General features: G+C 28.3%; 23 protein-coding genes. 6 read left to right on the top strand and 17 right to left on the bottom strand.

Annotation, left to right across the window (positions count from 1 at the left end):
• Nucleotides 1–280: 280 nt before the first annotated feature.
• Complete coding sequence (locus H8S10_RS04530) at nt 281–889, top strand: TetR/AcrR family transcriptional regulator (protein WP_186838047.1); 609 nt, start codon at nt 281–283, stop codon at nt 887–889.
• A gap of 253 nt (nt 890–1,142) precedes the next feature.
• On the opposite strand, the gene H8S10_RS04525 is transcribed toward H8S10_RS04530, so the two are convergent.
• The 5 genes from H8S10_RS04525 to H8S10_RS04505 form a co-directional block, all read right to left on the bottom strand.
• Nucleotides 1,143–1,448, bottom strand: a complete 306-nt coding sequence (locus H8S10_RS04525) for a hypothetical protein (RefSeq protein ID WP_055267147.1) — start codon at nt 1,446–1,448, stop codon at nt 1,143–1,145.
• Nucleotides 1,449–1,637: 189 nt separating this feature from the next.
• Nucleotides 1,638–2,576, bottom strand: coding sequence for a siderophore ABC transporter substrate-binding protein (locus H8S10_RS04520; protein ID WP_055267149.1), 939 nt, complete (start codon nt 2,574–2,576; stop codon nt 1,638–1,640).
• Between the two features lie 24 nt (nt 2,577–2,600).
• Complete coding sequence (locus tag H8S10_RS04515; RefSeq protein ID WP_055267151.1) at nt 2,601–3,356, bottom strand: ATP-binding cassette domain-containing protein; 756 nt, start codon at nt 3,354–3,356, stop codon at nt 2,601–2,603.
• On the bottom strand, nt 3,353–4,303 hold the full coding sequence (locus tag H8S10_RS04510; protein WP_055267153.1) for an iron chelate uptake ABC transporter family permease subunit: 951 nt from the start codon (nt 4,301–4,303) through the stop codon (nt 3,353–3,355). The genes H8S10_RS04515 and H8S10_RS04510 overlap by 4 nt, the downstream gene beginning before the upstream one ends.
• On the bottom strand, nt 4,293–5,246 hold the full coding sequence (locus H8S10_RS04505) for an ABC transporter permease (protein WP_186838046.1): 954 nt from the start codon (nt 5,244–5,246) through the stop codon (nt 4,293–4,295). Before H8S10_RS04505 ends, H8S10_RS04510 begins: the two co-directional genes overlap by 11 nt.
• A 230-nt stretch (nt 5,247–5,476) precedes the next feature.
• Here H8S10_RS04505 and H8S10_RS04500 point away from each other — a divergent pair, with 230 nt between their 5' ends.
• A complete protein-coding gene (locus H8S10_RS04500; RefSeq protein ID WP_186838045.1) occupies nt 5,477–6,214 on the top strand; it encodes an AraC family transcriptional regulator in 738 nt (245 codons plus the stop codon).
• 89 nt (nt 6,215–6,303) lie between these two features.
• Here the strand turns inward: H8S10_RS04500 and H8S10_RS04495 are convergent, their stop codons facing one another.
• The 3 genes from H8S10_RS04495 to chbG all read right to left on the bottom strand — a co-directional run bounded on the left by H8S10_RS04495 (nt 6,304) and on the right by chbG (nt 8,235).
• Complete coding sequence (locus H8S10_RS04495) at nt 6,304–6,669, bottom strand: hypothetical protein (RefSeq protein ID WP_055267158.1); 366 nt, start codon at nt 6,667–6,669, stop codon at nt 6,304–6,306.
• A gap of 376 nt (nt 6,670–7,045) precedes the next feature.
• Entirely contained in the window at nt 7,046–7,390 is a 345-nt protein-coding gene (locus H8S10_RS04490; RefSeq protein WP_055267160.1) for a hypothetical protein, read from the bottom strand.
• Nucleotides 7,391–7,497: 107 nt separating this feature from the next.
• A complete protein-coding gene (chbG, locus tag H8S10_RS04485; RefSeq protein WP_186838044.1) occupies nt 7,498–8,235 on the bottom strand; it encodes a chitin disaccharide deacetylase in 738 nt (245 codons plus the stop codon).
• Nucleotides 8,236–8,638: 403 nt separating this feature from the next.
• Here chbG and H8S10_RS04480 point away from each other — a divergent pair, with 403 nt between their 5' ends.
• Entirely contained in the window at nt 8,639–9,451 is an 813-nt protein-coding gene (locus H8S10_RS04480) for a MerR family transcriptional regulator (protein ID WP_186838043.1), read from the top strand.
• Nucleotides 9,452–9,687: 236 nt separating this feature from the next.
• The gene (locus tag H8S10_RS04475; RefSeq protein ID WP_186838042.1) at nt 9,688–11,613 is read left to right on the top strand and encodes an FAD-dependent oxidoreductase; all 1,926 of its coding nucleotides are present in this window, start codon (nt 9,688–9,690) and stop codon (nt 11,611–11,613) included.
• A gap of 146 nt (nt 11,614–11,759) precedes the next feature.
• Here the strand turns inward: H8S10_RS04475 and H8S10_RS04470 are convergent, their stop codons facing one another.
• The 3 genes from H8S10_RS04470 to H8S10_RS04460 all read right to left on the bottom strand — a co-directional run bounded on the left by H8S10_RS04470 (nt 11,760) and on the right by H8S10_RS04460 (nt 15,292).
• Nucleotides 11,760–13,091 (bottom strand): FAD-dependent oxidoreductase, encoded by a 1,332-nt coding sequence (locus tag H8S10_RS04470; protein WP_055267166.1) that lies wholly within the window; start codon nt 13,089–13,091, stop codon nt 11,760–11,762.
• A gap of 225 nt (nt 13,092–13,316) precedes the next feature.
• On the bottom strand, nt 13,317–14,285 hold the full coding sequence (locus H8S10_RS04465) for a P1 family peptidase (RefSeq protein ID WP_055267168.1): 969 nt from the start codon (nt 14,283–14,285) through the stop codon (nt 13,317–13,319).
• 167 nt (nt 14,286–14,452) lie between these two features.
• Nucleotides 14,453–15,292 (bottom strand): Cof-type HAD-IIB family hydrolase, encoded by an 840-nt coding sequence (locus H8S10_RS04460; RefSeq protein WP_186838041.1) that lies wholly within the window; start codon nt 15,290–15,292, stop codon nt 14,453–14,455.
• A 270-nt stretch (nt 15,293–15,562) separates the two neighbouring features.
• Between H8S10_RS04460 and H8S10_RS04455 the strand changes: the two genes are divergently transcribed.
• Nucleotides 15,563–16,405 carry a YdcF family protein gene (locus H8S10_RS04455; RefSeq protein WP_084759036.1) on the top strand — a complete coding sequence of 281 codons (843 nt, stop codon included), beginning with the start codon at nt 15,563–15,565 and terminating at the stop codon, nt 16,403–16,405.
• Between the two features lie 34 nt (nt 16,406–16,439).
• Here H8S10_RS04455 and H8S10_RS04450 read toward each other — a convergent pair whose 3' ends face one another.
• Complete coding sequence (locus tag H8S10_RS04450; RefSeq protein WP_055267172.1) at nt 16,440–16,931, bottom strand: hypothetical protein; 492 nt, start codon at nt 16,929–16,931, stop codon at nt 16,440–16,442.
• A gap of 274 nt (nt 16,932–17,205) precedes the next feature.
• Between H8S10_RS04450 and H8S10_RS04445 the strand changes: the two genes are divergently transcribed.
• Nucleotides 17,206–18,357, top strand: a complete 1,152-nt coding sequence (locus tag H8S10_RS04445) for a VanZ family protein (RefSeq protein ID WP_186838040.1) — start codon at nt 17,206–17,208, stop codon at nt 18,355–18,357.
• A gap of 166 nt (nt 18,358–18,523) precedes the next feature.
• On the opposite strand, the gene H8S10_RS04440 is transcribed toward H8S10_RS04445, so the two are convergent.
• The 5 genes from H8S10_RS04440 to H8S10_RS04420 form a co-directional block, all read right to left on the bottom strand.
• A complete protein-coding gene (locus H8S10_RS04440) occupies nt 18,524–19,285 on the bottom strand; it encodes an ABC transporter permease (RefSeq protein WP_055267176.1) in 762 nt (253 codons plus the stop codon).
• The gene (locus H8S10_RS04435) at nt 19,275–20,012 is read right to left on the bottom strand and encodes an ABC transporter A family member (protein WP_186838039.1); all 738 of its coding nucleotides are present in this window, start codon (nt 20,010–20,012) and stop codon (nt 19,275–19,277) included. The genes H8S10_RS04440 and H8S10_RS04435 overlap by 11 nt, the downstream gene beginning before the upstream one ends.
• Nucleotide 20,013: 1 nt before the next feature.
• A complete protein-coding gene (locus H8S10_RS04430; RefSeq protein ID WP_055267179.1) occupies nt 20,014–20,445 on the bottom strand; it encodes a helix-turn-helix transcriptional regulator in 432 nt (143 codons plus the stop codon).
• A gap of 136 nt (nt 20,446–20,581) precedes the next feature.
• Nucleotides 20,582–21,658 carry a serine hydrolase gene (locus tag H8S10_RS04425; RefSeq protein ID WP_186838038.1) on the bottom strand — a complete coding sequence of 359 codons (1,077 nt, stop codon included), beginning with the start codon at nt 21,656–21,658 and terminating at the stop codon, nt 20,582–20,584.
• A gap of 125 nt (nt 21,659–21,783) precedes the next feature.
• On the bottom strand, nt 21,784–22,548 hold the full coding sequence (locus tag H8S10_RS04420) for a DUF2087 domain-containing protein (RefSeq protein ID WP_055267183.1): 765 nt from the start codon (nt 22,546–22,548) through the stop codon (nt 21,784–21,786).
• Nucleotides 22,549–22,616: the final 68 nt, after the last annotated feature.

The raw sequence follows: 22,616 nt of genomic DNA, 5'->3' as shown, positions 1-22,616 counted from the left end.
TGTATTATAGTTTTGGTCGGCAAACCTACTATAATTTTACAACGGAGGTTTTTTTATTTCTACTCACCGCTAGAAGCTTTCCGGAACCACAGGTAGAACCTGTGGTATTCTAAATACAATAAAAGGTATAGCAAATTAATTACTATACCTAAAAAACTATTTATAAACTCACTTTTTAATCCCTTATCTTCATTTATATTTTGCTAAAACTTACCTGTGGGATAATTTAATTTATTTTCAATTTTATGGTATAATCCTTTTAAGATTGGAGAGATTGGACATGGAAAATTTAAAAAGTAAAGCTATTATAAAAAAAGAAAAAATCATAAATGCTGCAGTAAAAGTATTTTTACAAAAAGGTTTTGAGAAAGCCACTGTTAGAGAAATTGCAAGAGAAGCTGGAATTACTACAGGAGCAATTTATCATCATTATAGAAATAAAGATGAATTAATTCACGATGCTGTCACAAAGCATATTCACTTTATTGACAGCCTAAATGCCTATAAAGGAAATTCTCTAAAACCTTCTTCTGAAATTATTGATGAAATAAAAGTAGCAGCTTCAAAAAGACTTAGCAATCTTACGGCTCAACGTCTTCATATATTGCTTACAGCAAATGTTTTACTTGATGAGAATACATTATTAGATGAATATAAAGAAACCTACGAATCAATAATATCGAAAACTTCTGATATGTTTGTATATACCTACGGAATTGAAAATGAGAAATACAAAAAAATAGTTGCTTCTATTTTAGTAGCTGCCTTAGATGGATTTGCAATACAAGCTTCTTTAGGAATTCTTGATACTAATGATAAAGAATATATTAATACTATTACAGATTTTTTTGCTAAACTCGGAGAGCATCTAATTATTAGTCATAAATAAAGTGCGAGCGAAGCTCACAGGTGAAAGGTCGACTTCGTCGAAGTGAAAAGGCTACTAGCGTAGCTGGGAAAAGTTAACTACGTTAAGGGGAAAATGATACTATAAGTATCCGAGAAAAGCATTTTATCTCATTAGAGATCTTTTCCCTATTGCCATAGGCAATATTTTCTCCTCAGCTTCAGCTGACTTTTCCCCTTTGACGAAGTCAAACTTTTCACCAAAGTGCTTCGCACTTTATTTCAAGTATTCATTATTAACCATTTATAGATTCAATTAAGTTTATAAAATCTCCTTCGTTCATCTTACTTAAATATATATCAATTAACGTTTTTGTAGGCATATCTTTATATCCTTTTTTCCCATTTACAAATATATTTTCAACTTTTTCTTTAAACCCGTCTATATCTTCTTTTAACTCTTTAATAAACTCATTAATTTCATGTTCAACTAACTCAGCCATTATCTTTTCTCTTAAATCATAGTTAAAACCTTCTGCAAAAGCTTTCTCTTCATCAGTTAATCCAGTAGTGTCATTATTTAATATTTTAAATATATCCATTCCTTTTATATACTCCTCTATATGTTAATATTTATTATTATACCTCTCTAAATTAAAATATGTAAAATATAAAAAGTAGGCAGTCAACTAAAACTACCTACTTTTTATATAGAGTATATTATTTTTGTTTTGAAAAATTTGTACTTAGGTATGTTAAATTTTAAAAGCGATTTTACTCCTTATTAATCACTACTTTATAGCAGCGTCAACTTCCTCTACCATTCTTAAAGTTGAAGTGAACCCACCTACTGATGTATACCAGATTGTTGGATCTAAGTATACAATGTTATCATTCTTATAAGCATCTGTTCTTGCAACTAATTCATTATCAAATAATTCCTTAGCTGAAGTATTTCCACCTGTAACTGCAGCTCTGTCTACAACAAATAAGTATTGAGGATTCTTTTCTGCTACGTATTCAAATGTAGCTTTTTGTCCATGAGTCCCTGCATCAATTGTTGTATCTACTGGAGTTACACCAAACTCTTTATGGATTATACCAAATCTTGATTCTTGTCCATATACGCTGAATGCACCATCATTAGCTAAAGTTATTAATCCGTTTATGTTCTTTTCTGTAACTTTTGCATTTAATTCGGCTATAGTTTTTTCAATTTCTTCTACTTTAGAAGAAACTTCTTTTTCTTTTCCGAAGATTTGACCTAAGATATCCATGTTGTTTTTGAATGATCCTAAGTAATCTGCATTATCAATTCCTAAATGTATTGTTGGAGCTATTTTGTTTAACTCTTCATAATAATCAGCTTGTCTACCTGAAATTATGATTAAATCTGGAGTTAATGCAAATATTGCTTCCATATCTGGTTCTTTTAAAGTACCAATGCTTGAATATTCTTCACCAGCATATTTAGTTAAGTAATCAGGAAGTCCACTTTGAACTACACCTGTAACATTTACTCCTAAGCTATCTAATGCATCTAATATACCGTAGTCAAATACTACTACCTTTTGTGGATTTGTTGTTACTGGTGTTTCACCTAATTCATGTGTTATTGTAATAGTTTCGCTTACAGGTTCAGAGTTACCTCCTACAAACTTAGGTATAGTGATACCTGCTGCAATTAATAATACTAAAATTATCCCGATAATCATTGATTTGTTTTTCATTTTTTGTTCCCCCTTATTTTTTATTTAAAAATACACACATATATTTCTGTTATTTATATTTTCTATATGGAAATCAATCTCATATATTTTTTCTAATTCTTCTTTTTGGATTGTATCTGTAGCGGGTCCATTCTTAACTAGCTGACCATTCTTTAAAGCTACTATATTATCTGAGTAGCATGATGCAAAGTTAATATCATGGATAACTATTACTACAGTTTTTCCAAGTTCATCCGTTAGAGTTCTAAGTATCTTCATTATCTCTACAGAATGCTTCATATCTAAGTTGTTAAGTGGTTCATCTAAGAATATATAGTCACTATTTTGAGCAATAACCATAGCTATATAAGCTCTTTGTCTTTGTCCTCCACTTAATTCATCTAAATATTTATCTTGAATATCTTCAAGCTGCATATATCTTAAAGCTTGGTCAACATTTTCTATATCTTCCTTCTTTAAGTTACCTCCACAGTGTGGAAATCTACCGAACTCTACAAGTTCTCTAATAGTTAATCTTATGTTTATATTATTTGTCTGTCTTAAGATAGACACTTTTTTAGCTAATTCCTTGTTATCCCATTCTAAAACATCCTTACCATCTATAAGAACTTCTCCGCTATCTCTTTTGATAAGTCTGCTTATTATTGATAATAATGTACTCTTACCTGCTCCGTTAGGACCTATAAAAGATGTAATCTTACCTTCTTCTATTTTAAGAGAGACATTATCAACTACTTTTTTATTACCATAAGCTTTGGTTATATTCTTAACTTCTATCATCTATTTCTCTCCTTCATAACTAAGTAAATAAAGTATATTCCTCCAATAAAGTTTATAATTACACTTACTGAAGTTCCAAAATCCAATAATTGTTCTACTATAAGTTGTCCACCTACCAAAGCTATAACACTTATAATTATCGTTGCTAATCCAAGCACTTCATGCTTATAGGTATTTATCATCTGTCTTGCTATGTTTACTACTAAAAGTCCTAAGAATGTTATAGGTCCAACTAAAGCCGTTGATACTGATGTAAGTATTACCACTATAACAAGTATCTTCTTAGACATCTTATCGTAATCAACACCTAAGCTTATAGCCTCATCTCTTCCAAGAGACATTACGTCTAACACCTTGACGATATCATAACAGTAAGCAATTGAAAGAATAATCACTATACTTGCAAGAAGCATTATATCTGTATTTACATTATTAAAGCTCGCCATCATCTTATCTTGAACTGTTAAAAACTCTGTTGGATCGATAAGAACCTGCATAAAGTTTGTTAAGCTTTCAAAAAGCGTTCCGCAGATAACTCCTATTAAAAGTATTGTAAATATATTTTTTGTTCCTTTTCTAAATACAAACTTATAAAGTACTGCTGAAAAAGCTATCATAACTACTATTGTAATAATGAAGTTTATATTTCCATTAGTTATAAGCACTGATGATGATCCAAGTAAAAATACTACTGTAGTTTGAAGCAGTACATATAATGAATCTAATCCTAGAATACTAGGTGTTAATATCCTGTTATTAGTAACTGTCTGGAATATTAATGATGAAAATCCTATTGCAGCTCCAGTTAAAACCATTGCTATTACCTTAGGTATTCTTCTATACATCGCATATTGATAGTTTGCACTATTTACACCTATCGTTAAAAACAATCCTATAAGTGCTACAGCTACTATCGATAATATTATTAATTTTTTATTATTCTTCATCTTTAGTCCCCCTTATAATCATATAAAGGAATATTGCACTACCAATTACTCCAACCATCATCCCTATTGATATTTCAAATGGGAAAATTATTATTCTTCCTAAAATATCACAGATTAATAAAAATACTGGTCCAAGTAATGCTGTGTGATATAAAGTCTTCTTTAAGTTATCTCCACTATAAAGACTTACTATATTAGGTATTATTAACCCTAGAAACGGAATGTTTCCTACTGTTATAATTGTAACTGCTGATATTAAAGCAACTATTACAAGCCCTACATTAACTACAAAGTTATAATTAAGTCCAAGGTTTATTGAGAACTCTTCTCCCATCCCAACAATTGTAAACTTATTTGCATAAAGAAATGCTAATATTACCATTGGAATACTTAAATAAAGCAGCTCGTATCCACCTTTCATAATTAATGACATGTCACCTTCCATCCAAGAGGTTACATTTTGTACTAAGTCGTACTTTAGAGATATAAATGTGGTAATTGAACCAACTACCTTACCAAGCATCATCCCAACTAGTGGTACAAATATTATATTTTTAAGCTTAATAGCTTTTATCATCTTCATAAATATCATCGTTCCGACTACTGCAAATATAAATGCTGTAATCATCTTCTGCATAGTAGTTGCTGATGTTAACACCACCATTGAGAATAGAATCCCAAGCTTTGCAAAATCTACTGTTGCTGCCGTTGTTGGCGATACAAACTTATTTTTACTAATCTGCTGCATTATAAGACCACTTATACTAAGTCCTACCCCTGCAACTATTATTGCAATAAGTCTTGGTAGTCTACTTATAAAAATAACTTCTAATTTATCTATATTTAATTCAAATATATCTTTTATACTTATGCTACTTACACCTATGAATATAGATGCTATCGATAATACAATAAGTATTAAGAACAAATATCTCTTCTTCATGTATTTCCCCCACTTATCAGATGTAGACTTTTTAAATGTCAATATGTTATAATAAAATTCACTCAATCTTCATTGAGAATACATTTTAAATTCATCTACTATATATTATAACAATTTTATTGATAATAATTATCAATTTCATATTTGTATATTATCATCTATTTCCAAAGATGTCTTACACAATATTTGTTTTTATTAAAATATATTTAGATTATTTTACGAGGTACAAAATGAATGCATTAACACTTAAATTTAATATGGAATCATTCTATTTCTCTACTCATTTACCCATTAAAGCCTTCTCAACTGAAGGACAAGAGTACCACTCTGTGGGCTATGATAAAACATCAGACTTATCTCTAAAGGAACTAGATTTTAATGATTTGATTTCAAGAATATATTCAGATAAAAAAATAAACTCCCCTATAGATATTTCACCTATAGAGGATGTTAATTTTACTGTATGTCCTATTATTTCTAAAAATTATGAACATGGATTTTATTTAATTGGTCCATATACAACTAATGATGCTTCTTCTAAAGCCATATTTAAGCCTAAACATTGTATAATCTATCTATTAAATATTCTATACATCAAATTAGAAAATATAGATGATAATACTTCTAGTAAGACAAGCTATAATTTCAATGTTAATAAAGCTATAAAATATATTGAAGAAAATTATAAAAAACCAATTACTCTTGATGAAGTCTGCTCTAATATAAATATTAATAAAAGCTATTTCTGTACTATATTTAAAGAGCATACTGGCAAGACCTTCTCCCATTACTTAAGTCACTATAGAGTTGACAAATCTAAGGAACTCCTTAAAGATACAGATTTATCAATTACAGAAGTTGCTTTAACAGTAGGTTATAACTCTGTAAATTACTTTAATAATAATTTTAAAAGACTTAATAATATTACTCCCGTTCAATATAGAAATGAGATAAATAATTTAAAATAACTTTATTTAATTAAAAGAAACTGCTACAAAGCAGTTTCTTTTAATTAACCATTATTAATTTGTAATTTTTCATTAAACATAATATATTTTTAGCGAAATAAATATTTCCTAGTTGCGAACAATATAACAATTGATAATATTCCTATCAAATTTTCAAAATTAGACATATGCCCAACAATTAATCCTCTTGCAAGTGCAAAAAGCAATACTTCTACTACCGTTTCTGGTGTATGCTTACATAACATTTTTATAAATTCTATCCCTATAACAAAATTAAAAGCTATATCTAGGTAACTGCTAAATGCTTCTAATTTATCACTTTCTGTAAAGATAGATATCAAATCACCAGCTAAATAAATAACTGCTATACTAATAAAAATAGCTAAAAGAATTCCTATTATTATTTCTAAAAAATCTACTACCACAAGTACTTTTTCATTTAAAAACTTCTTCATTTGAATCCCTCTTTTTATAAAATAGTAATTTGACCTCTTTTTATAATTTACCCTAAATATCTATAAATATTTATCAACTATGAACTCCAAAGCATCTTCTTTTTTGCTTTTTAGCCGTTTTATATAATTCAAATTATTTACACCCATAAACTTAATCTCCTAAACTTAATGTCTTGTAAAAGCCTTACATACTATATAGCGAAAATAAATATAATTATTCTCAACTCAATATAATTAATTTAAAATTATAAATCACCTTGCTTTGAACTATATCAAAAAAACTTAAATAAGAATACATATGATAGTAAAATTATCACAGGTATTCTTACTTAAGTTTATTTATCATTTTTCTCTCTAAATAAATCCTCCCTTTTCTTTATGAAGCTTTAGATATTTTTCTAATATTATTAGTATCTAATGTTTCAACAAAATCTATTTTATATTTTCCTCTGGAATCCTTATTAAATTTAGCAATTCCAGTTAACTTATCATTCCTAAAAAAAACTACTTTATCAGTATCGTAATTAAATTCATCAATTATATTTATCTCTTCTGATTTATCTATATAATCTTTATGTAGATAGCTTATGCTCCTCTTTATTCCATCCTCGTTGTTTCCATTAATACTCCTTTGAACAAAATAACAATTTAAATAAAAACTACAAATAATAAGTATTATACCAATAAGCCCCACTGCTAAAACCACCTTTTTCTTTTTCAAAACTAAAGACCTCCTACAATATTTGCTACAAGTTAAACAATGTTAATTGACTTACACTTGTATTTTATTATAGAAGGTCACAAAATATTATTATTTACTTTATATATCTACTTATTAAAATATGAATAATTTACCAATTCAAATCCATTATCATCTAAGAATTTTTTAACTTTTTCAGAAGTTAAAACCTTATGTTCCTTAGCTCTTTGAATATTGTATGAGCTTGATCCTAAAAGAAATGCATCAATGAAAGCTGGATGACACATTAAATCTACAACTTCACTTCCTCTTAAGTCCTCTAAATGCTCTTCAAAGTACTCTTCTTTAGCATTATCCATATAAAAAGTTCCTAAGCATTGAGCATAGTCTATTCCTTCAATAGGCATCATATCTACTGATTTTCTAATAGGTAGCTTGTACTCATTTGCAAGTCTTTCTATTACAGGTCTTAAAAATTCTCTTCCATGTACATGGTGATGTGAATCTAAGTGAGTAATTTCAACTCTTTCACGTACTCTTTCAATTTGAGCCTTAAACTCTCTATATACTTCTTCTAAATCTATATTTTTTATTACTTCTTCACTTGGTTTTCTAATGAAATCTCCATTTTGATCAACTATAGTTTTATGATCTTTTAAAAGTGGTTTATAACAAGTTAATGTCATATGAACACCACATTTTAAAGTAGGATTTTCTTTTATTAATTCCATTCCCTGTTCAAAACCTGGCATATTAGCCATAACTGTACATGATGTTACTATTCCATTTTTATGAGCTGATATTATTCCGTGATTTACGCCTTCTGAATATCCAAAATCATCAGCGTTTACTATAATTTTTGCCATTTTTATTTCCCCCTCACGCTTTCCTATGTAAACATTTTCTTGAATGGTAAAAAAATATACTTTTTTATATTAGTAATTATATATTTTCTAAAATATTTTCTCAATAAATATCAATATATTTTCAAAATTTGAAAATTACTAGTTTTACTTTTTATTTATATTTATTGAAATTACACCCCAATTTAAATTTTATTGCAAAACATCCTAAAATCTATTTAATTATACTATTCCCTATCTTATTATGATAAAAGTAAATTTTCATTAGTCTAATTTACTATAATTATATAAATTCTCAATATTTACAAACTTTAAAAGTCTGAATTTTAACATTGTTTTAACTTACTATTTAGTATATTATGTTTACATAACTTTTTAGATAATAGTTACTAGGAGGTAGTCAAAAATGGCAAAATACAAAATTGGGCAGCTTTCTAAAACAATGGGCGTTTCTACTCATTCAATAAAACATTATGAAAAATTTAGACTAGTTCATCCTCATAAAGATGATACTACAAACTATAGATATTATGACCTATCTCAATATGCAAGAATTATAGAGTGTAGAAAATTTAGAAATATCGGTGTACCTATTAAAGATATTTCACTTCTTTTGAATGACTCGAATAATAATGAATTCAATGAAATATTAGAAGATCATATTTCTGACTTAGATTCTCAAATTAAAACTCTCTTACATCAAAAAAAGCTTGCTGAGACTTTATATAATAAAAGTAAATACTGTGATAAATACCTTAATGAATGGTTTATTGATATTATGCCTTCCATATACTTTTTAAAGCAAAGCAACAATACAGATATAATAGAAGATAATCATTCTTTTATTGATGATATAAATCTCATAGATTATGTACCTATAGTTGAATCTATTCTATGTATAAATAAAGATAGCTTTATAAATAACAATATAACTTATTCTTGGGGGCTTGGTTTTACAGAAGAAAATTCTTATTTAATAAACAGTACTATAACTAAAAATAACAAGTTTACTAGAATTGAAAGTAGAAAATGTTTTATAACTTATATAAAAATTCAACTTCCATACATAGCAAATGGCTCACTCATAAATACTATAAAAAATATTTTAATCAAATTTCCTATTAAAATTTCCTCTGATATTCTTGCTTTTTCAATAAAAAAGAGTAATGATAATGGAGTTGTATATGAATATCTTAAAATATGTATACCTATAAACTAGTTATTCTGCTGTATTTAACAAGTTTAGCTAAAACTTAAGTACTATATTCAAGTTTTAATAAAATAATATAACTTTCCCTCGTTTATACTCTATATCTTTAAGAATATAGAGTATTTTTATGTCTTCTTTTATAAAAACTAATCAAATCTATTTTTTATTCTATATTGACTTCAGTACTACACTCATATTTAAAATGTGCTTGTTAATTATCAAACAGCAAATGAGGGGGAAAACACATGAAAAGATCTTTAATTAAAAGACTTTCTGCAGTTGTTTCACTTACTTTAAGTCTTTCTTTAGTAAGTTGTACAACTAACAATAATGCTAATAACGATAAAAATTTATCTTTTACAGCTGGAACTTACACAGCAACAGGAAAAGGTAATAATGGCGACATTAAAATTGAAGTTACTGTAAGCGATTCAAAAATCGAAGATATAAAAGTAACTGAATCTTCAGAAACTCCAGGACTAGGAGATGTTGCTTTAGACTCTATGATTGAAAGTATTCTTTCTACTCAAAGCATAGGTGTTGATACAGTAACTGGAGCAACTAACAGTTCTAACGGTTTATTAGAAGCTTTAGAAGCTTGTTTAACTGAAGCTGGTGGAGATTTAGATTCTTTAAAAGTATCAGTTGAAAAGAACGGTGAAGATGAAGTTATGGAAACTGAAGTTGTAGTTATCGGTGGGGGTGCTTCTGGTACTGCTGCTGCTCTACAAGCTACTGATGATGGTGGTAAAGTTATATTAGTTGAAATGACAGCTTCTCCAGCAGGTCAAGGAACTATGGCTGGTGGAATGTTTGCTACTTCTTCAACTGAGCAAAAAGAAAAAGGTGAATTAGTAGATAATAAATGGGTTTATGATCAATTTATAAATACTAGTAACTACACTGCTAACGGTGGATTACTTACAAAAATAATTCAAAACTCTGGTGATACAGTAGATTGGCTAGAAGAAAATGGTTGTGACCTTGTTTTAGCTCACCCTGCTACAGGAGGATACTATGAACATAGATCAACTCACCAAGCTGATACTTTACATGGTTATGCTGAAGGTGGAACAGTTGCATTAACTAAGCTTCACAAATCAATTGAAGAAAAAGGTGGTACAGTATTATACTCTACTAAAGCAACTGAGCTTATAATTGAAGACGGTGTTGTTAAAGGTATCATTGCAGAAAAAGCTGATGGTGGTAAATTAACTATAAATGCTCAATCTGTAATATTAGCTACTGGTGGATTTGGTGGTAACGAAGAAAAAGTTGCTGAAACTTTCGGTGAAGGTTTTGGTGTTTCAAGAGTTGCAACTAACATCGGTACTGGTATAGAATTAGCTAAATCAGCTGGTGCAGCTGCAAGCTATGAAGATGCAATCACAATGCACTATGGGGTTTCTAGAGGTGGTACAAAGTGGAATACAACTTTAAATGCTGCACTTCTTAACCCATACCTACATGTTGATGTAGACGGAAATAGATTTATGAACGAAGAAGCTTTCATATTTGAACCAATCAAATCTTCTAACGTAATTAAATCTCTTCCTCAAAGAACTGCTTACGAAATATTTGATAGCACTATGATTGAAACAGTTAAAGAAAAAGGATTTGCTGGAATCACTGATGTATTCAGTGGTGAATTAGCTACTGACCCAACAGTATTTATAGAAGTTGGACATCCTGTTAATACAGCTGAAAGATATGAAGCTAGTATAACTCCTGAAGATTTAACTGAAGAAATTGAAGCATTAGTTGCTGAAGGAAAAATCATAAAGGCTGAGAGTCCAGAAGAATTAGCTGAAAAGTTAGGAATGTCTAACTTAGTAGATACAATAAACAGATATAACGAATTATGTGCTGCTGGTGAAGATACAGACCACTTCAAATCAGCTAAGTACTTAGATAACTTAGAAGGAACTCTATATGCAGTAAAAATAACTCCATCTGTATTCTTAGGAACTCTTGGTGGAATAGATATAAATGCTGACTGTGAAGTTTTAGATGCTAACGGTAAAGCTATATCTGGTCTTTATGCTGCTGGTTCAGAAACTAACGGTGCATATGGTAATTCTTACGTATACTTCGAAGGTGGTACTTTAGGTTACGCTTATGGTACTGGTAGAATAGCTGGTTCTTCAGCAGTTAAAAATTTAAGCAAATAATAATAAATAGCCCCTAAAAAATTTTAATATCTTTAACATATTAAAATAATTAAATATAAAAAATGGATATCACCAAAAGGTGGTATCCATTTTTACTTAGTTCATATTTATCAGTTAAAATTTATCTGGAATTGTTCCTTACCAAATTATAGTGCTTTTAATGCTACTGAGTTTAGTAAGCTCCATGGCTTGTTGAAGTGTGGTTGGAAGAAGAAATCTGTCATAGCTAATTCTTCAATAGTCATATTATTTTGAATAACTACTGATAAAGTATTCATAAATTGAGTTAAGTCAATCTTAGATGCTATTTGTCCTCCTAATACTCTTCTTGTATCTTTATCATAAACAAGCTTAATTAAAGCTTTTTCGTAAGTTGGCATAAATTCTGGTCTGTAGTTATCTTCTAAGATTACTGATGCTACATTATAGTTTGTAGTAGCCTTAGCAACACCTTCAGTTAATCCTGTTGATGATATGCATTGATCGTAAATCTTAATTCCTGATGTTCCTTGAGTTCCCATGTACTTAAGAGTTGGTTCATTAATATTTCTAGCAACTAAAGTACCCATTCTTACTGCATTTGTAGCTAGTGGTATGTATCTTGTATCATTAGCTGGGTTGTATTTAACTACACAGCAATCTCCTGCTGCAAATACATCTTCTCTGCTTGTTCTCATGTATTCATCAATGATTATAGCTCCATTTGGTAGAGTTTCTAATTTACCTTGAACTAATTTAGTGTTTGGTGCAAATCCGATACAAAGAACTACTAAATCTCCTTCATAGCTTCCTTTTTCGGTAACAACTCTTGTTACTTTACCATTTTCACCTTCAAACTTTTGAACCTTTTGTCCTAAAGCGAAGTTTACACCTTTAGCTTTAAATTCTGCTTCTGCTAAGTCAGTAAATTCTTTATCTAAATACTTAGGCATTATTCTATCTTCAGCATCTATTAAAGTTACATTTTTACCTTTCATTTCAAAAGCTTCAACTAATTCAACACCAATGTATCCAGCTCCGATTATAACAACATTTTTAGCATCTTCAGCCTTTTCAATTATTGTTAAAGCATGGTCATGGTTTTTACATAAAAGGATATTTTCTAAGTCTCCACCTTCAAATCTTGGAACTATTGGCCATGATCCTAAAGTAAGAACTAATTTATCATAATTATCTTCAAATTCTTCATTTGTAACTAGGTTTTTAACTTTTACCTTTTTATTATCAAAATCTATATCTAACACTTCATGTTTCATGTTAGTAATTACGCCTTGTTTAGCTAAATTTTCTGGAGAATTATAGAAAAGATCCTTAGTTTCTTTAATTACTCCTCCAACATTTAATGCTATTCCACAAGATAAAAATGATATATTATCATTTTTTTCATATATTGTAATTTCACTTTCTGGGTGAAGTGCTTTTAAATTAACTACTGCTGCTGTTCCAGCATGTGTACATCCAACAACTACTATTTTCATTTCATTTCCTCCTGGATATTGTTTATTTTTTAATTAACATTACTTATTAATAATTATTATTTATAAGTAAATAATACTCCTATTTCTTATAGAAGTAAATACTTTTTTATTAAATTCATTCTGTATATTATTCCCTTAATTTATTTTTTATAATAAAAAAATCAGCCTAAGCTGATTTTCTTTCTTTTTAATTAATATGCTTCATAACATACGGCCCTTTGCAATTTACTTATTAAGCTCTTTATAACTTACAAATCCATATTCTGAATTAGCAGACTTAATAGCTCTCATTATAGCTTCTTCCATTACTTTAGTAGCTAAAAGACCTGCTACGTTAACATCACATTTAACCTTTCCTGTAGCCATAGTAAATATAGTATCTCCATCAAACATAGTATGTGCTGGTCTCATAGTTCTACCATAAGCATTATGTGTCATTGATGCAACTTTATTAGCTTCTGCCTTTGTTAAGTCTGCATTAGTTACAACAACTCCTATAGTAGTGTTTCCATTAAATGCATCCTTTTTAACATCATACATTCCAATCATCATCTTTTCAGTATTAGCAAAAGTCTTCATATCTTCATTTAAAGCTCCTGCTATTATTTCTCCATTTTCATAATTAATTACATCACCTAAACAATTAACAGAAACTACTGCTCCAATTTTTAAATCGCCGACTTGAACTGCATACATTCCAAGTCCGCCTTTCATAGCAAATTGTGGTCCTTTAAACTTCCCTACTACAGCTCCTGTTCCTGCCCCTATATTACCATTAACATTTTCATTGTATTTTTCTGAATCTATGCAAGCTTTTAATCCCATCTCTTTATTAGGTCTACATTTCATATCTCCACATATAAGATCAAATATTACTGCCTGACATACTATAGGTACCTTTGTAATACTAACATCATGACCTACATTTCTCTCCTCAAGATACTCCATAACACCAGCTGCTGCATCTAATCCAAATGCACTTCCTCCTGATAAAACTACAGCGTGAGCCTTTTGAACCATTTGAACTGGATCTAGAAGATCAGTTTCTCTAGTTCCTGGTGCACCACCTCTTACATCTACACCTGCTGAAGCTCCCTCTTCACATATTAATACCGTACATCCAGTTGCTCCTATCTTATCTTCTGCATGCCCAATTCTAATTCCATCAATATCTGCAATATTTATTTCCTTCATAATACTTTACACCTCATCTCAAAATAACATATATACATATTTTAAATTATGGAAATATTATCTTCAACTTATTTGCCTATTTTCATATATAAAAAGCCCTGTTTACATTTCAATTAATATAAAGTAATTACTTTATATTAATATCCTTGCCAAACAGAGCAAAATCATTATATTAATCTATATTTTTTAAAGCTATTATATATTCCATCTTCATCATGAGTTCCCGTTATATCACAAGCTATTTCCTTTAAGGCTTCATTAGCATTCCCCATTGCTATCCCATAATTAACATACTGCAGCATTTCCATATCATTAATTCCATCACCATATGCAAAAGTAGTCTCCTTTGATAAACCTAGATGTTCTATTAAATACTCAATAGCCAATGCTTTATGCACACCAGGCACAGATAACTCTCCACTATTTTCTCCAAACATTGGAACAGTACAATGTATAACATTAAACTTGTCCTTAAATTCATCTCTAATTGTTTCTATAGAAGTTTCAGAATCTAAAAACGATATCTTATTTATATCATCTCTAATTAAATCTTCTCCTTCAATTAAAGCTTCTATAAACTGTCCTATCCCTTTTTCTAACTCTTTATATAGTTTACTATCTTTGTCTACTCCTTCAAAGACTAATTTATTTAAAGTCTTTTTACAATTCTTACTTGCAAATAAACCTCCATTTGACTCTAAATAGAAATCTATATTATTTTTATCAAAATAATTTACCAAATGTTCAACATCTTCTCTATCTACTTTTTTATGAAGAATAATTTCATTATTTACTTCAATATACCCACCTGCAGCACCTATAACTCCATCAAAACCTATTTCCATAATTTCATCATATATCTCTGCTTTAGAACGACCTGTACATAAAAACACATAATGTCCATTATTTCTAGCTTGTCTCACTGCATCTTTTGCAGATTCAGGTACCACTCCATTATCATTAACCAATGTTCCATCTACATCTAAAAAAATTACTTTTTTACTCATATAAATATCCTCTTTGTCTTATTATTATGTCTATATTATTACATTAGATATATAGTTATAGTTTTCAAATTATGAAAATATTCTCTCTCTAACTTTATAAAAACTATAAGATAAACATCATTATAATATGAGCTACCATATTATAATTCCTCTTTAATCATTTAATTAAATTCACTTATACTTAACAGCATTTATTACGCTCCTATTATTACCATTTTTTATGTTATAATAGTTATATAAATTTTCATTATTCAGTTATAGGAGAAAGCTATGAATATTAATTTTAGATATAGTAAAGATAATCATATTAGTAATATCCACTGTTCAAAGATAAATACTTCTGAGTCATTTAATCTCAGTAGTTATATAAATTCTCTAGGTGAATTTTTAGCAACTAGAGATATAGATAATTTATCAGTAGAATCTTTATATAATAAATATAGTATATTAAATGTAGATATTTTAGTATTACTTGGCAATGCTATTCCCTACACTATTGGCGTTGCTTATGAAGCCTACAAGAAGGGACTCTGCAATAAAATTTTAGTTTCTGGTGGCATTGGTCATTCTACCCACTTCTTAATAAGTGCTATTCAAACTAATTTCAAATTTAATGACGTTAAAATCGATAATAATTCCGAAGCTGATATTTTCAAAGATATTTTAGTTAACTATTATAATGTTCCTGAAAAAGATATAATAGTAGAAAATCAATCTACCAACTGTGGTGATAATGCTTTAAAATCTGTTCAATTGCTTGATAAGTTAAAAATAAGCTATAATTCTATATTGCTAATTCAAGATCCAACTATGCAACTTAGAAGCTATGCATCTTTTGCAAAATACTTAGAAGACAAAGATGTTAAAATTATCAATTATGCTCCATTTATTCCTACTCTAGATAATAATATGCTATTCATTAATAAAGACATAGATGGTATTTGGGATATTGATAGGTATTTAAATCTTATAGTAGGCGAAATACCTAGATTAAAAGATAACGAAAAAGGATACGGTCCTAATGGTAAAAACTTCATAGTTCATGTTGATATTCCAGACTATATAACTGATAATTATAATAAAATTACGTCTTTTATTGATAATTCAAGATAAAAGGAGTTGCTAAAAAAAGCAACTCCTTTATATATTACATTAATACCGATGATATTAAATTCCATACTACTGCAATAAAAGCTACTAACCCTGCTACCTTTAATAAATCTACAGCTTCAATCTTAACTATTTGAAGTACTGAATCCTTGCTTTGTAATATCCTACTCTTCCTTCCAACTCTTTTAGCCTTAATCTCAAAGCTTAAAAAACCATACATTCTAACTATTAAAGCTATAGCTATTATAATAGTTCCCCAAATATGACAATTCTCTTCATCAGCAAAATTACCACCAAATAAATATAAAATTACACCTAATGCTATTACTAAAACTGCTTGTATATTAGCTATAAGTCCACTATTTATAAATCTCCATGTAACAAATCTTTTCATAAGTGTTTTTTTCTTTTCTTCTTTTAGTTCTTTTTCATAGCAGTTATAATGGTAAGGTTTACCATTCAAAATAACTAAATCCTCTTTCTCCTCAATAACTTCTAAACATTTTTCACAATATACTTGTCGGTTCATTCTAAAACCTCCATAATAATTTTTTCCCACCCACTAATATATTATGCTGTATTTTCTTTAAATCTACATAGTCAAAACGGCTTAACAATGCTATTTTTAACAGTTTTTCACTTTAAATTACAAACCTCTTTAAAAATTATATCTAATCAATCCTCTAAGTATAAATATTTTAATAACTTGGATTGAAATTTAGTAAATTTTTTATTTTATTTACTTTTAAGTTATAATATTATCGTACTTGTCAATAATTTCAAATAGAACACGGAGGTATTTTATGATTGGCATAAGTTATATTTATTTTTTAATTTTAGCTTTAATAATTTGGATTATATATAGAGTTATTGTTTGTAAGAAATCATTTAAAGTTAATATATTTAGAGAAGTATTTATTAATCTTTTCTTTATTTATTTCCTTATTGTAATTTATCTTACATTCTTTAAATATGGTATGCTTCACCTTGATTTACGTATGAGAAGTTATGCTAACTTAATCCCACTAGTTGAGACTATTAAGATGTTTAAAGATAATTTCATGGGGCTTGGTAATTCACTTTATAATGTTTTAGGTAATGTATTACTTTTTGTTCCTTTAGGCTTCGGAATCCCTTTATTCTTTAAAAATCATAATAAATTAAGAAAAGTAGCTTTTTATAGTTTTGTAGCATCATTTTCAATTGAATTACTTCAATATTTAACTTGTACTAATTTCACTGATATAGATGATATAATTTTTAATACCTTAGGAGCTATAATTGGATTTGTTATTTTTAATATCTTTATATTAATTATTGAAAGAACTAAATTTATTAATTTAGTAGAAAAGTTACAGGTTAATTACAAAGGTAGTTTAATAACTCTTAGTTCAAAATTCTTATTACCTATAACTATAACTACAATTGCTGTTTTCTTTGGAATACTTTATAGCTTTACTGTTTCTGGTAATCAATCTGATGAAGATATTGCAGAAGCTGTATTTACGTATAGTACTGGAAATGAATACGTAGAATCTGCTCAATTCTTTAATCATAAATTATTCTTACAAGATAATGCTGATTATTTTGAACTTAAAATAGCTGATGAAGTTTTACAAAATCGCTATGTACAAGGTTTTTCTACTCAAGTTCAATGGGATGGTAATGACTATGGATATTCAATTGCCCTTATAAATGATGATAGTAAAATTGGTGTAATTGTATTTGGTAAAAATAACGATGCTAAAACTATTACTATAAACTTTGCTGGTGATGTATATTCTCAATTTGTATTTGAGGATGAATACTTTATAATAACATTTCCAATACTAAAGGAACTACCTGAAAATACAACAATATACGATATTTACTCTACAGGTGAATCTAATGATTTAAAAGTATATTTTAATGAAAGTGACAGCACTACCTGTGGACACATGAAATATCTCAAATAATTTTTGTAAAAATAATAAGGCAATATATAATATTACTTTATCTCTTATAAATTACTAGTATATCTCTTTTTATAGATTTCTTTATAATTACTTTAAAATTTCTCATAAAAACAAGCAATCTTTTTAGAGGATTGCTTGTTTTATATAATATCTACTTAAAATAATTTTAATTTATATCATTTTTCATCTTCGCCTTAAATACAAATACTGAAATTATATATATAACTACAGCATATATAGTAACTACTATTAGTGGTATTATAATCTTATCAAACTCTCCTACAATTGCCATTCTAGCAGCTTCTACTCCATGATAAAAAGGTAAAATATTGCATATAGTTTTCATTCCTGAATTTAAACTTTCTATATCCATCCATATCCCACCTAATATAGATGAAATAGTTATTATAATAGATGTTAAAGGTGGTGCTGATTTCTCCCCAAATAATGTTCCAAATAACATTCCAAATCCAATAAATAAAATCACTGATGGTATTAATGTTATAATAGATACTACTACATTTAAAATATTAAAAGTATATCCAGAAAAAACACCTATAATTGCAGCTACTAAAAACGTAATAACACTTTGAGCTAATGCAATAATAAAGAATGGCATCATATATCCGCCAATAAAATCTCTTGATTTCATTGGAGATGCATACAGTCTAATTAAAAATGCACTTGCTCTATCCTTTGATACCTGTAAACATGTAAATAGCATAATAAATGTTAATCCAAATACAGCTATTCCTGGTGCTAAATACTCTATATTAAAAATCTTCATATTAGCTTCTTTAGGAATACTATTATTTACAAAAGTCATTATAATAAGCATAATTATTGGAAAGCCTAAACAAAATATATAACTTAAAGGATCTCTTAATACCTCTTTAATATTCCTCTTTGCAAAAGTCTTACTTCTCATATTTCATTTCTCCTTCTGCTATCTTCACAAAAGCCTCTTCAAGACTAGTAGTATTAGTTAACTCTTTTAGTTCTATAGCTGTTCCTAAAGCTTTAATTTCTCCTTTTACCATAATAGCAATTCTATCTGACAAGGCTTCAGCTTCCTCTAAGTAATGAGTAGTTAAGATAATTGTGGTTTTACCTTTTAGATTATTTATAATTCCCCATAATTCTCTTCTAGCTAATACATCAAGCCCAAGAGTAGGTTCGTCCAAAAATAATATTTTAGCTTCACTTATTAATGCCATAGCTATACTTAATCGCCTTTGCCATCCACCGGATAATGTTTTTGCTTTTTGATTCTCAATTTCTTCTAATGAAAATTTATTTATAATTTCCGTTGTCCGTTCTTTAAAGTTATCTTTTTTAAAACCATATATTTCAGCCACAAACTCTAAATTTTCTTTTACTGTAAGATTAGGTGCTATAGATGTTTCTTGGGGTGAAACACCTATTATTTCTTTTATTTTATCTAAATCTTCTAAAATACTTTTATTAAAAATTAAAGCATCTCCACTTGTTGGTTTCGAAAGTCCTGAAAGCATTTTTATAGTAGTAGTTTTACCTGCCCCGTTAACTCCAAGAAGCGTAAAAAGTTCTCCTTCTTCAATATTTAAATTTATTGAGTTAACAACAATCTTATTTTTAAATTTCTTCTGTAAATTTTTAATTTCAATTGCCTTCATTTTAATCCTCCTCAATAACTTGTGAACTAATCATTTGATTAAAAAACTCCTCCACATCTTCACATCTTTTAATTCCTATACCAAAATCAATATCTCCTAGTATTAAAAGTCTATCACCAGCTTTAATATTAAATACTTCTCTTGCTTTTTTAGGAATTATTATTTGTCCTCTTTCTCCAACCTTTACTACTCCGAACATGAACTTTCCTTTTGGAGTAACTAACTTACTTTCCTTATTTATAATTGTAGCAACTAAGTCATCTAAAGTTACATCATATAATTTTGCTAGTTCCATACATTTATTTATATCAGGAATACTTTCTCCATTCTCCCACTTTGCGACAGATTGTCTAGATACCCCTAGTTTTTCTGCTATATCCTCTTGTGTATATTTATTATAAATTCTTAACTTTCTCAAATTTTCATTAATCATACTTTTCATACCTCCTACTACTATTCTATTACTATTTTACCCACCTCTGAACCAACTATAATTAACATTTGATGTTAAACTTAGTTGCGTATTTAATAATAAAAAAACAAAGCAGTCATTTCTAACTGCTTTGTTTTTAATATTCCATCATTATATGAGTAGCTGTAGTTTCTATTGACTTCTGATTATCTATATTATATAAATACATCGCTTTTGAAATATCAGCAATTTTATCTGGTCCATCATATACATTATCAGTCATCATAATTATTATATAGGGCTCGTCTGTAAATACTATTCCAATATCGTGTGTATAACCTTCATTACTTCCTATTTTATGAGCTACAATATCTTGAGGTAAATATTTATCTAATCTATCGTGAAAATCTGTATTTTTAAGATAATCTATTAAAGTAGCATAATTAGAGTTATTTCTATTTTCGTATATATATCTTAATATCTCTAACTCAACCCTTGCAGAAGTTATATTGTCATAATCTCCATAATCAATGTCTAAAATTTCAAAAAGCCTCCACTTAAAATTTGACCATCCTCCAATATAGCTATAAATCATAGTAGCTGCTATATTATCTGAATATTTGATTGAGTACTCAATTAAAGTTCTTAATGGTAATGCTCCAAAACTTAAATCATATTGTAAAATCCCAGTTCCACCTTGATATTGCCATGGACTATAATAAACTAAATCATCTAATGTTATTTCTCCATTATCAACCATATTATACGCTACAAGACTTAATCCTAACTTATAAAGACTTGCAGCGTCCATATATAAATCTTCATTAAAAGATAATGTTTCTTCATTTACTAAATTATAATATATAAAGCTTGTACGACATTTATCATCACCTAAATAATTATCTATTCTCTCTATTATATCTATATCTTTATTAAAAAGAGGATTACTTAAATCTCCTTCTATATCTATCTCTTCATTTTCTTTTCCTATTACTTTTTCTGGTTCTTCTTCCTCAATAATCTCTTCTTCATTAAGCCCCTCATCGGTATTTTCTATATCACTATCAATATTTTCTGAGTCCAATGACATATGCTCTTCATTTTCATCTAATGTATACGCATATACATCTTTAATCTCTATATCAGAACTTGTCCTAATTCTATTATTTATTGCTGCACTCCCTAAAATAATAAATATACATAAAATCATAAAATTTCTAACAACATTTTTCAATTACTACACATCCTTAAGATATTTTAACTATGACAATAATTTCTATTAGTATTCTATGATATAGTTCGTTATTTATTATGAATTTATTATGAAAATAATATAGAAAATGCAACTCAAAAGTATAGCTATTCTTTTACCCAATATTCACTACAATCATTAGATCTATCTAAGAATCCATATTCAATTAATGCTCTTCTTAATGTTACATAATCATCGAATATTCTCTGTAATATTCGATTTATTTCTTTCTCTGAATACTTTTTCCCACACTTAAAGTTCTTACATATTTCTTCTAGAATAATAACTTTTTTCTTTTCTCTGGCTGGATAACTTTTAAGTCTCTTATTTTCATCCATATAATTTTCTATGACTTTAACTTTTTCTTCATCGGTTATATTAAATCTATCATCTAAGGTAGTTGCAGTTTTGTGAGGATCACATATCACCGTATTTTCTAAAATATTAATATTTCTACTAGTATTATTCTCCAATAAATCCATCATAGCTAAAAATACCTTAGCTTGCTTTTCTTTTTCTCTTAACTTATAACGATGATTTCTTATAGTTGAATTAGCAACTTTTAACCTCTGTGCTATTTCCTTATCAGATAAACCCATAGCCATTAACTCTAAAACATTCTTTTGAACTTCTGATATTCCAGTAAATGTAGGATTCATATTTAATAAATAATTAAGCATTGAGTTATGCTTTTCTTCCATATGAATTTCAGCAGTTTTTCTTGCATCGTAAAACTTACCATCAATTTCATAAATCCTACCAATAGTAAATACTTCTCCACATACTAGACATTTAATACTTCCTGCCTCTTCAATATACCCATTTTTTATTTCATCAATTGATGAGTTCCAAAAACTTTGACTTATCTCCATTTCACCATACCTCTTTTTTCTTTTTTTCTATAATATAATTATATGAAACGTTATTACATTTTGTCTAT

It is taken from the genome of Clostridium sp. NSJ-49 (genome assembly GCF_014287725.1).
Lineage (GTDB): Bacteria > Bacillota > Clostridia > Clostridiales > Clostridiaceae > Clostridium > Clostridium disporicum_B.
Note: the sequence above shows the minus strand (reverse complement) of the source record. Positions and strands in the feature narration are given on the sequence as shown.

Bases quoted from the DNA above. Each gene is read 5' to 3' on its own strand.
- H8S10_RS04530 (WP_186838047.1), top strand. From the start codon at position 281: ATGGAAAATTTAAAAAGTAAAGCTATTATAAAAAAAGAAAAAATCATA.
- H8S10_RS04525 (WP_055267147.1), bottom strand. From the start codon at position 1,448: ATGGATATATTTAAAATATTAAATAATGACACTACTGGATTAACTGAT.
- H8S10_RS04520 (WP_055267149.1), bottom strand. From the start codon at position 2,576: ATGAAAAACAAATCAATGATTATCGGGATAATTTTAGTATTATTAATT.
- H8S10_RS04515 (WP_055267151.1), bottom strand. From the start codon at position 3,356: ATGATAGAAGTTAAGAATATAACCAAAGCTTATGGTAATAAAAAAGTA.
- H8S10_RS04510 (WP_055267153.1), bottom strand. From the start codon at position 4,303: ATGAAGAATAATAAAAAATTAATAATATTATCGATAGTAGCTGTAGCA.
- H8S10_RS04505 (WP_186838046.1), bottom strand. From the start codon at position 5,246: ATGAAGAAGAGATATTTGTTCTTAATACTTATTGTATTATCGATAGCA.
- H8S10_RS04500 (WP_186838045.1), top strand. From the start codon at position 5,477: ATGAATGCATTAACACTTAAATTTAATATGGAATCATTCTATTTCTCT.
- H8S10_RS04495 (WP_055267158.1), bottom strand. From the start codon at position 6,669: ATGAAGAAGTTTTTAAATGAAAAAGTACTTGTGGTAGTAGATTTTTTA.
- chbG (WP_186838044.1), bottom strand. From the start codon at position 8,235: ATGGCAAAAATTATAGTAAACGCTGATGATTTTGGATATTCAGAAGGC.
- H8S10_RS04480 (WP_186838043.1), top strand. From the start codon at position 8,639: ATGGCAAAATACAAAATTGGGCAGCTTTCTAAAACAATGGGCGTTTCT.
- H8S10_RS04475 (WP_186838042.1), top strand. From the start codon at position 9,688: ATGAAAAGATCTTTAATTAAAAGACTTTCTGCAGTTGTTTCACTTACT.
- H8S10_RS04470 (WP_055267166.1), bottom strand. From the start codon at position 13,091: ATGAAAATAGTAGTTGTTGGATGTACACATGCTGGAACAGCAGCAGTA.
- H8S10_RS04465 (WP_055267168.1), bottom strand. From the start codon at position 14,285: ATGAAGGAAATAAATATTGCAGATATTGATGGAATTAGAATTGGGCAT.
- H8S10_RS04460 (WP_186838041.1), bottom strand. From the start codon at position 15,292: ATGAGTAAAAAAGTAATTTTTTTAGATGTAGATGGAACATTGGTTAAT.
- H8S10_RS04455 (WP_084759036.1), top strand. From the start codon at position 15,563: ATGAATATTAATTTTAGATATAGTAAAGATAATCATATTAGTAATATC.
- H8S10_RS04450 (WP_055267172.1), bottom strand. From the start codon at position 16,931: ATGAACCGACAAGTATATTGTGAAAAATGTTTAGAAGTTATTGAGGAG.
- H8S10_RS04445 (WP_186838040.1), top strand. From the start codon at position 17,206: ATGATTGGCATAAGTTATATTTATTTTTTAATTTTAGCTTTAATAATT.
- H8S10_RS04440 (WP_055267176.1), bottom strand. From the start codon at position 19,285: ATGAGAAGTAAGACTTTTGCAAAGAGGAATATTAAAGAGGTATTAAGA.
- H8S10_RS04435 (WP_186838039.1), bottom strand. From the start codon at position 20,012: ATGAAGGCAATTGAAATTAAAAATTTACAGAAGAAATTTAAAAATAAG.
- H8S10_RS04430 (WP_055267179.1), bottom strand. From the start codon at position 20,445: ATGATTAATGAAAATTTGAGAAAGTTAAGAATTTATAATAAATATACA.
- H8S10_RS04420 (WP_055267183.1), bottom strand. From the start codon at position 22,548: ATGGAGATAAGTCAAAGTTTTTGGAACTCATCAATTGATGAAATAAAA.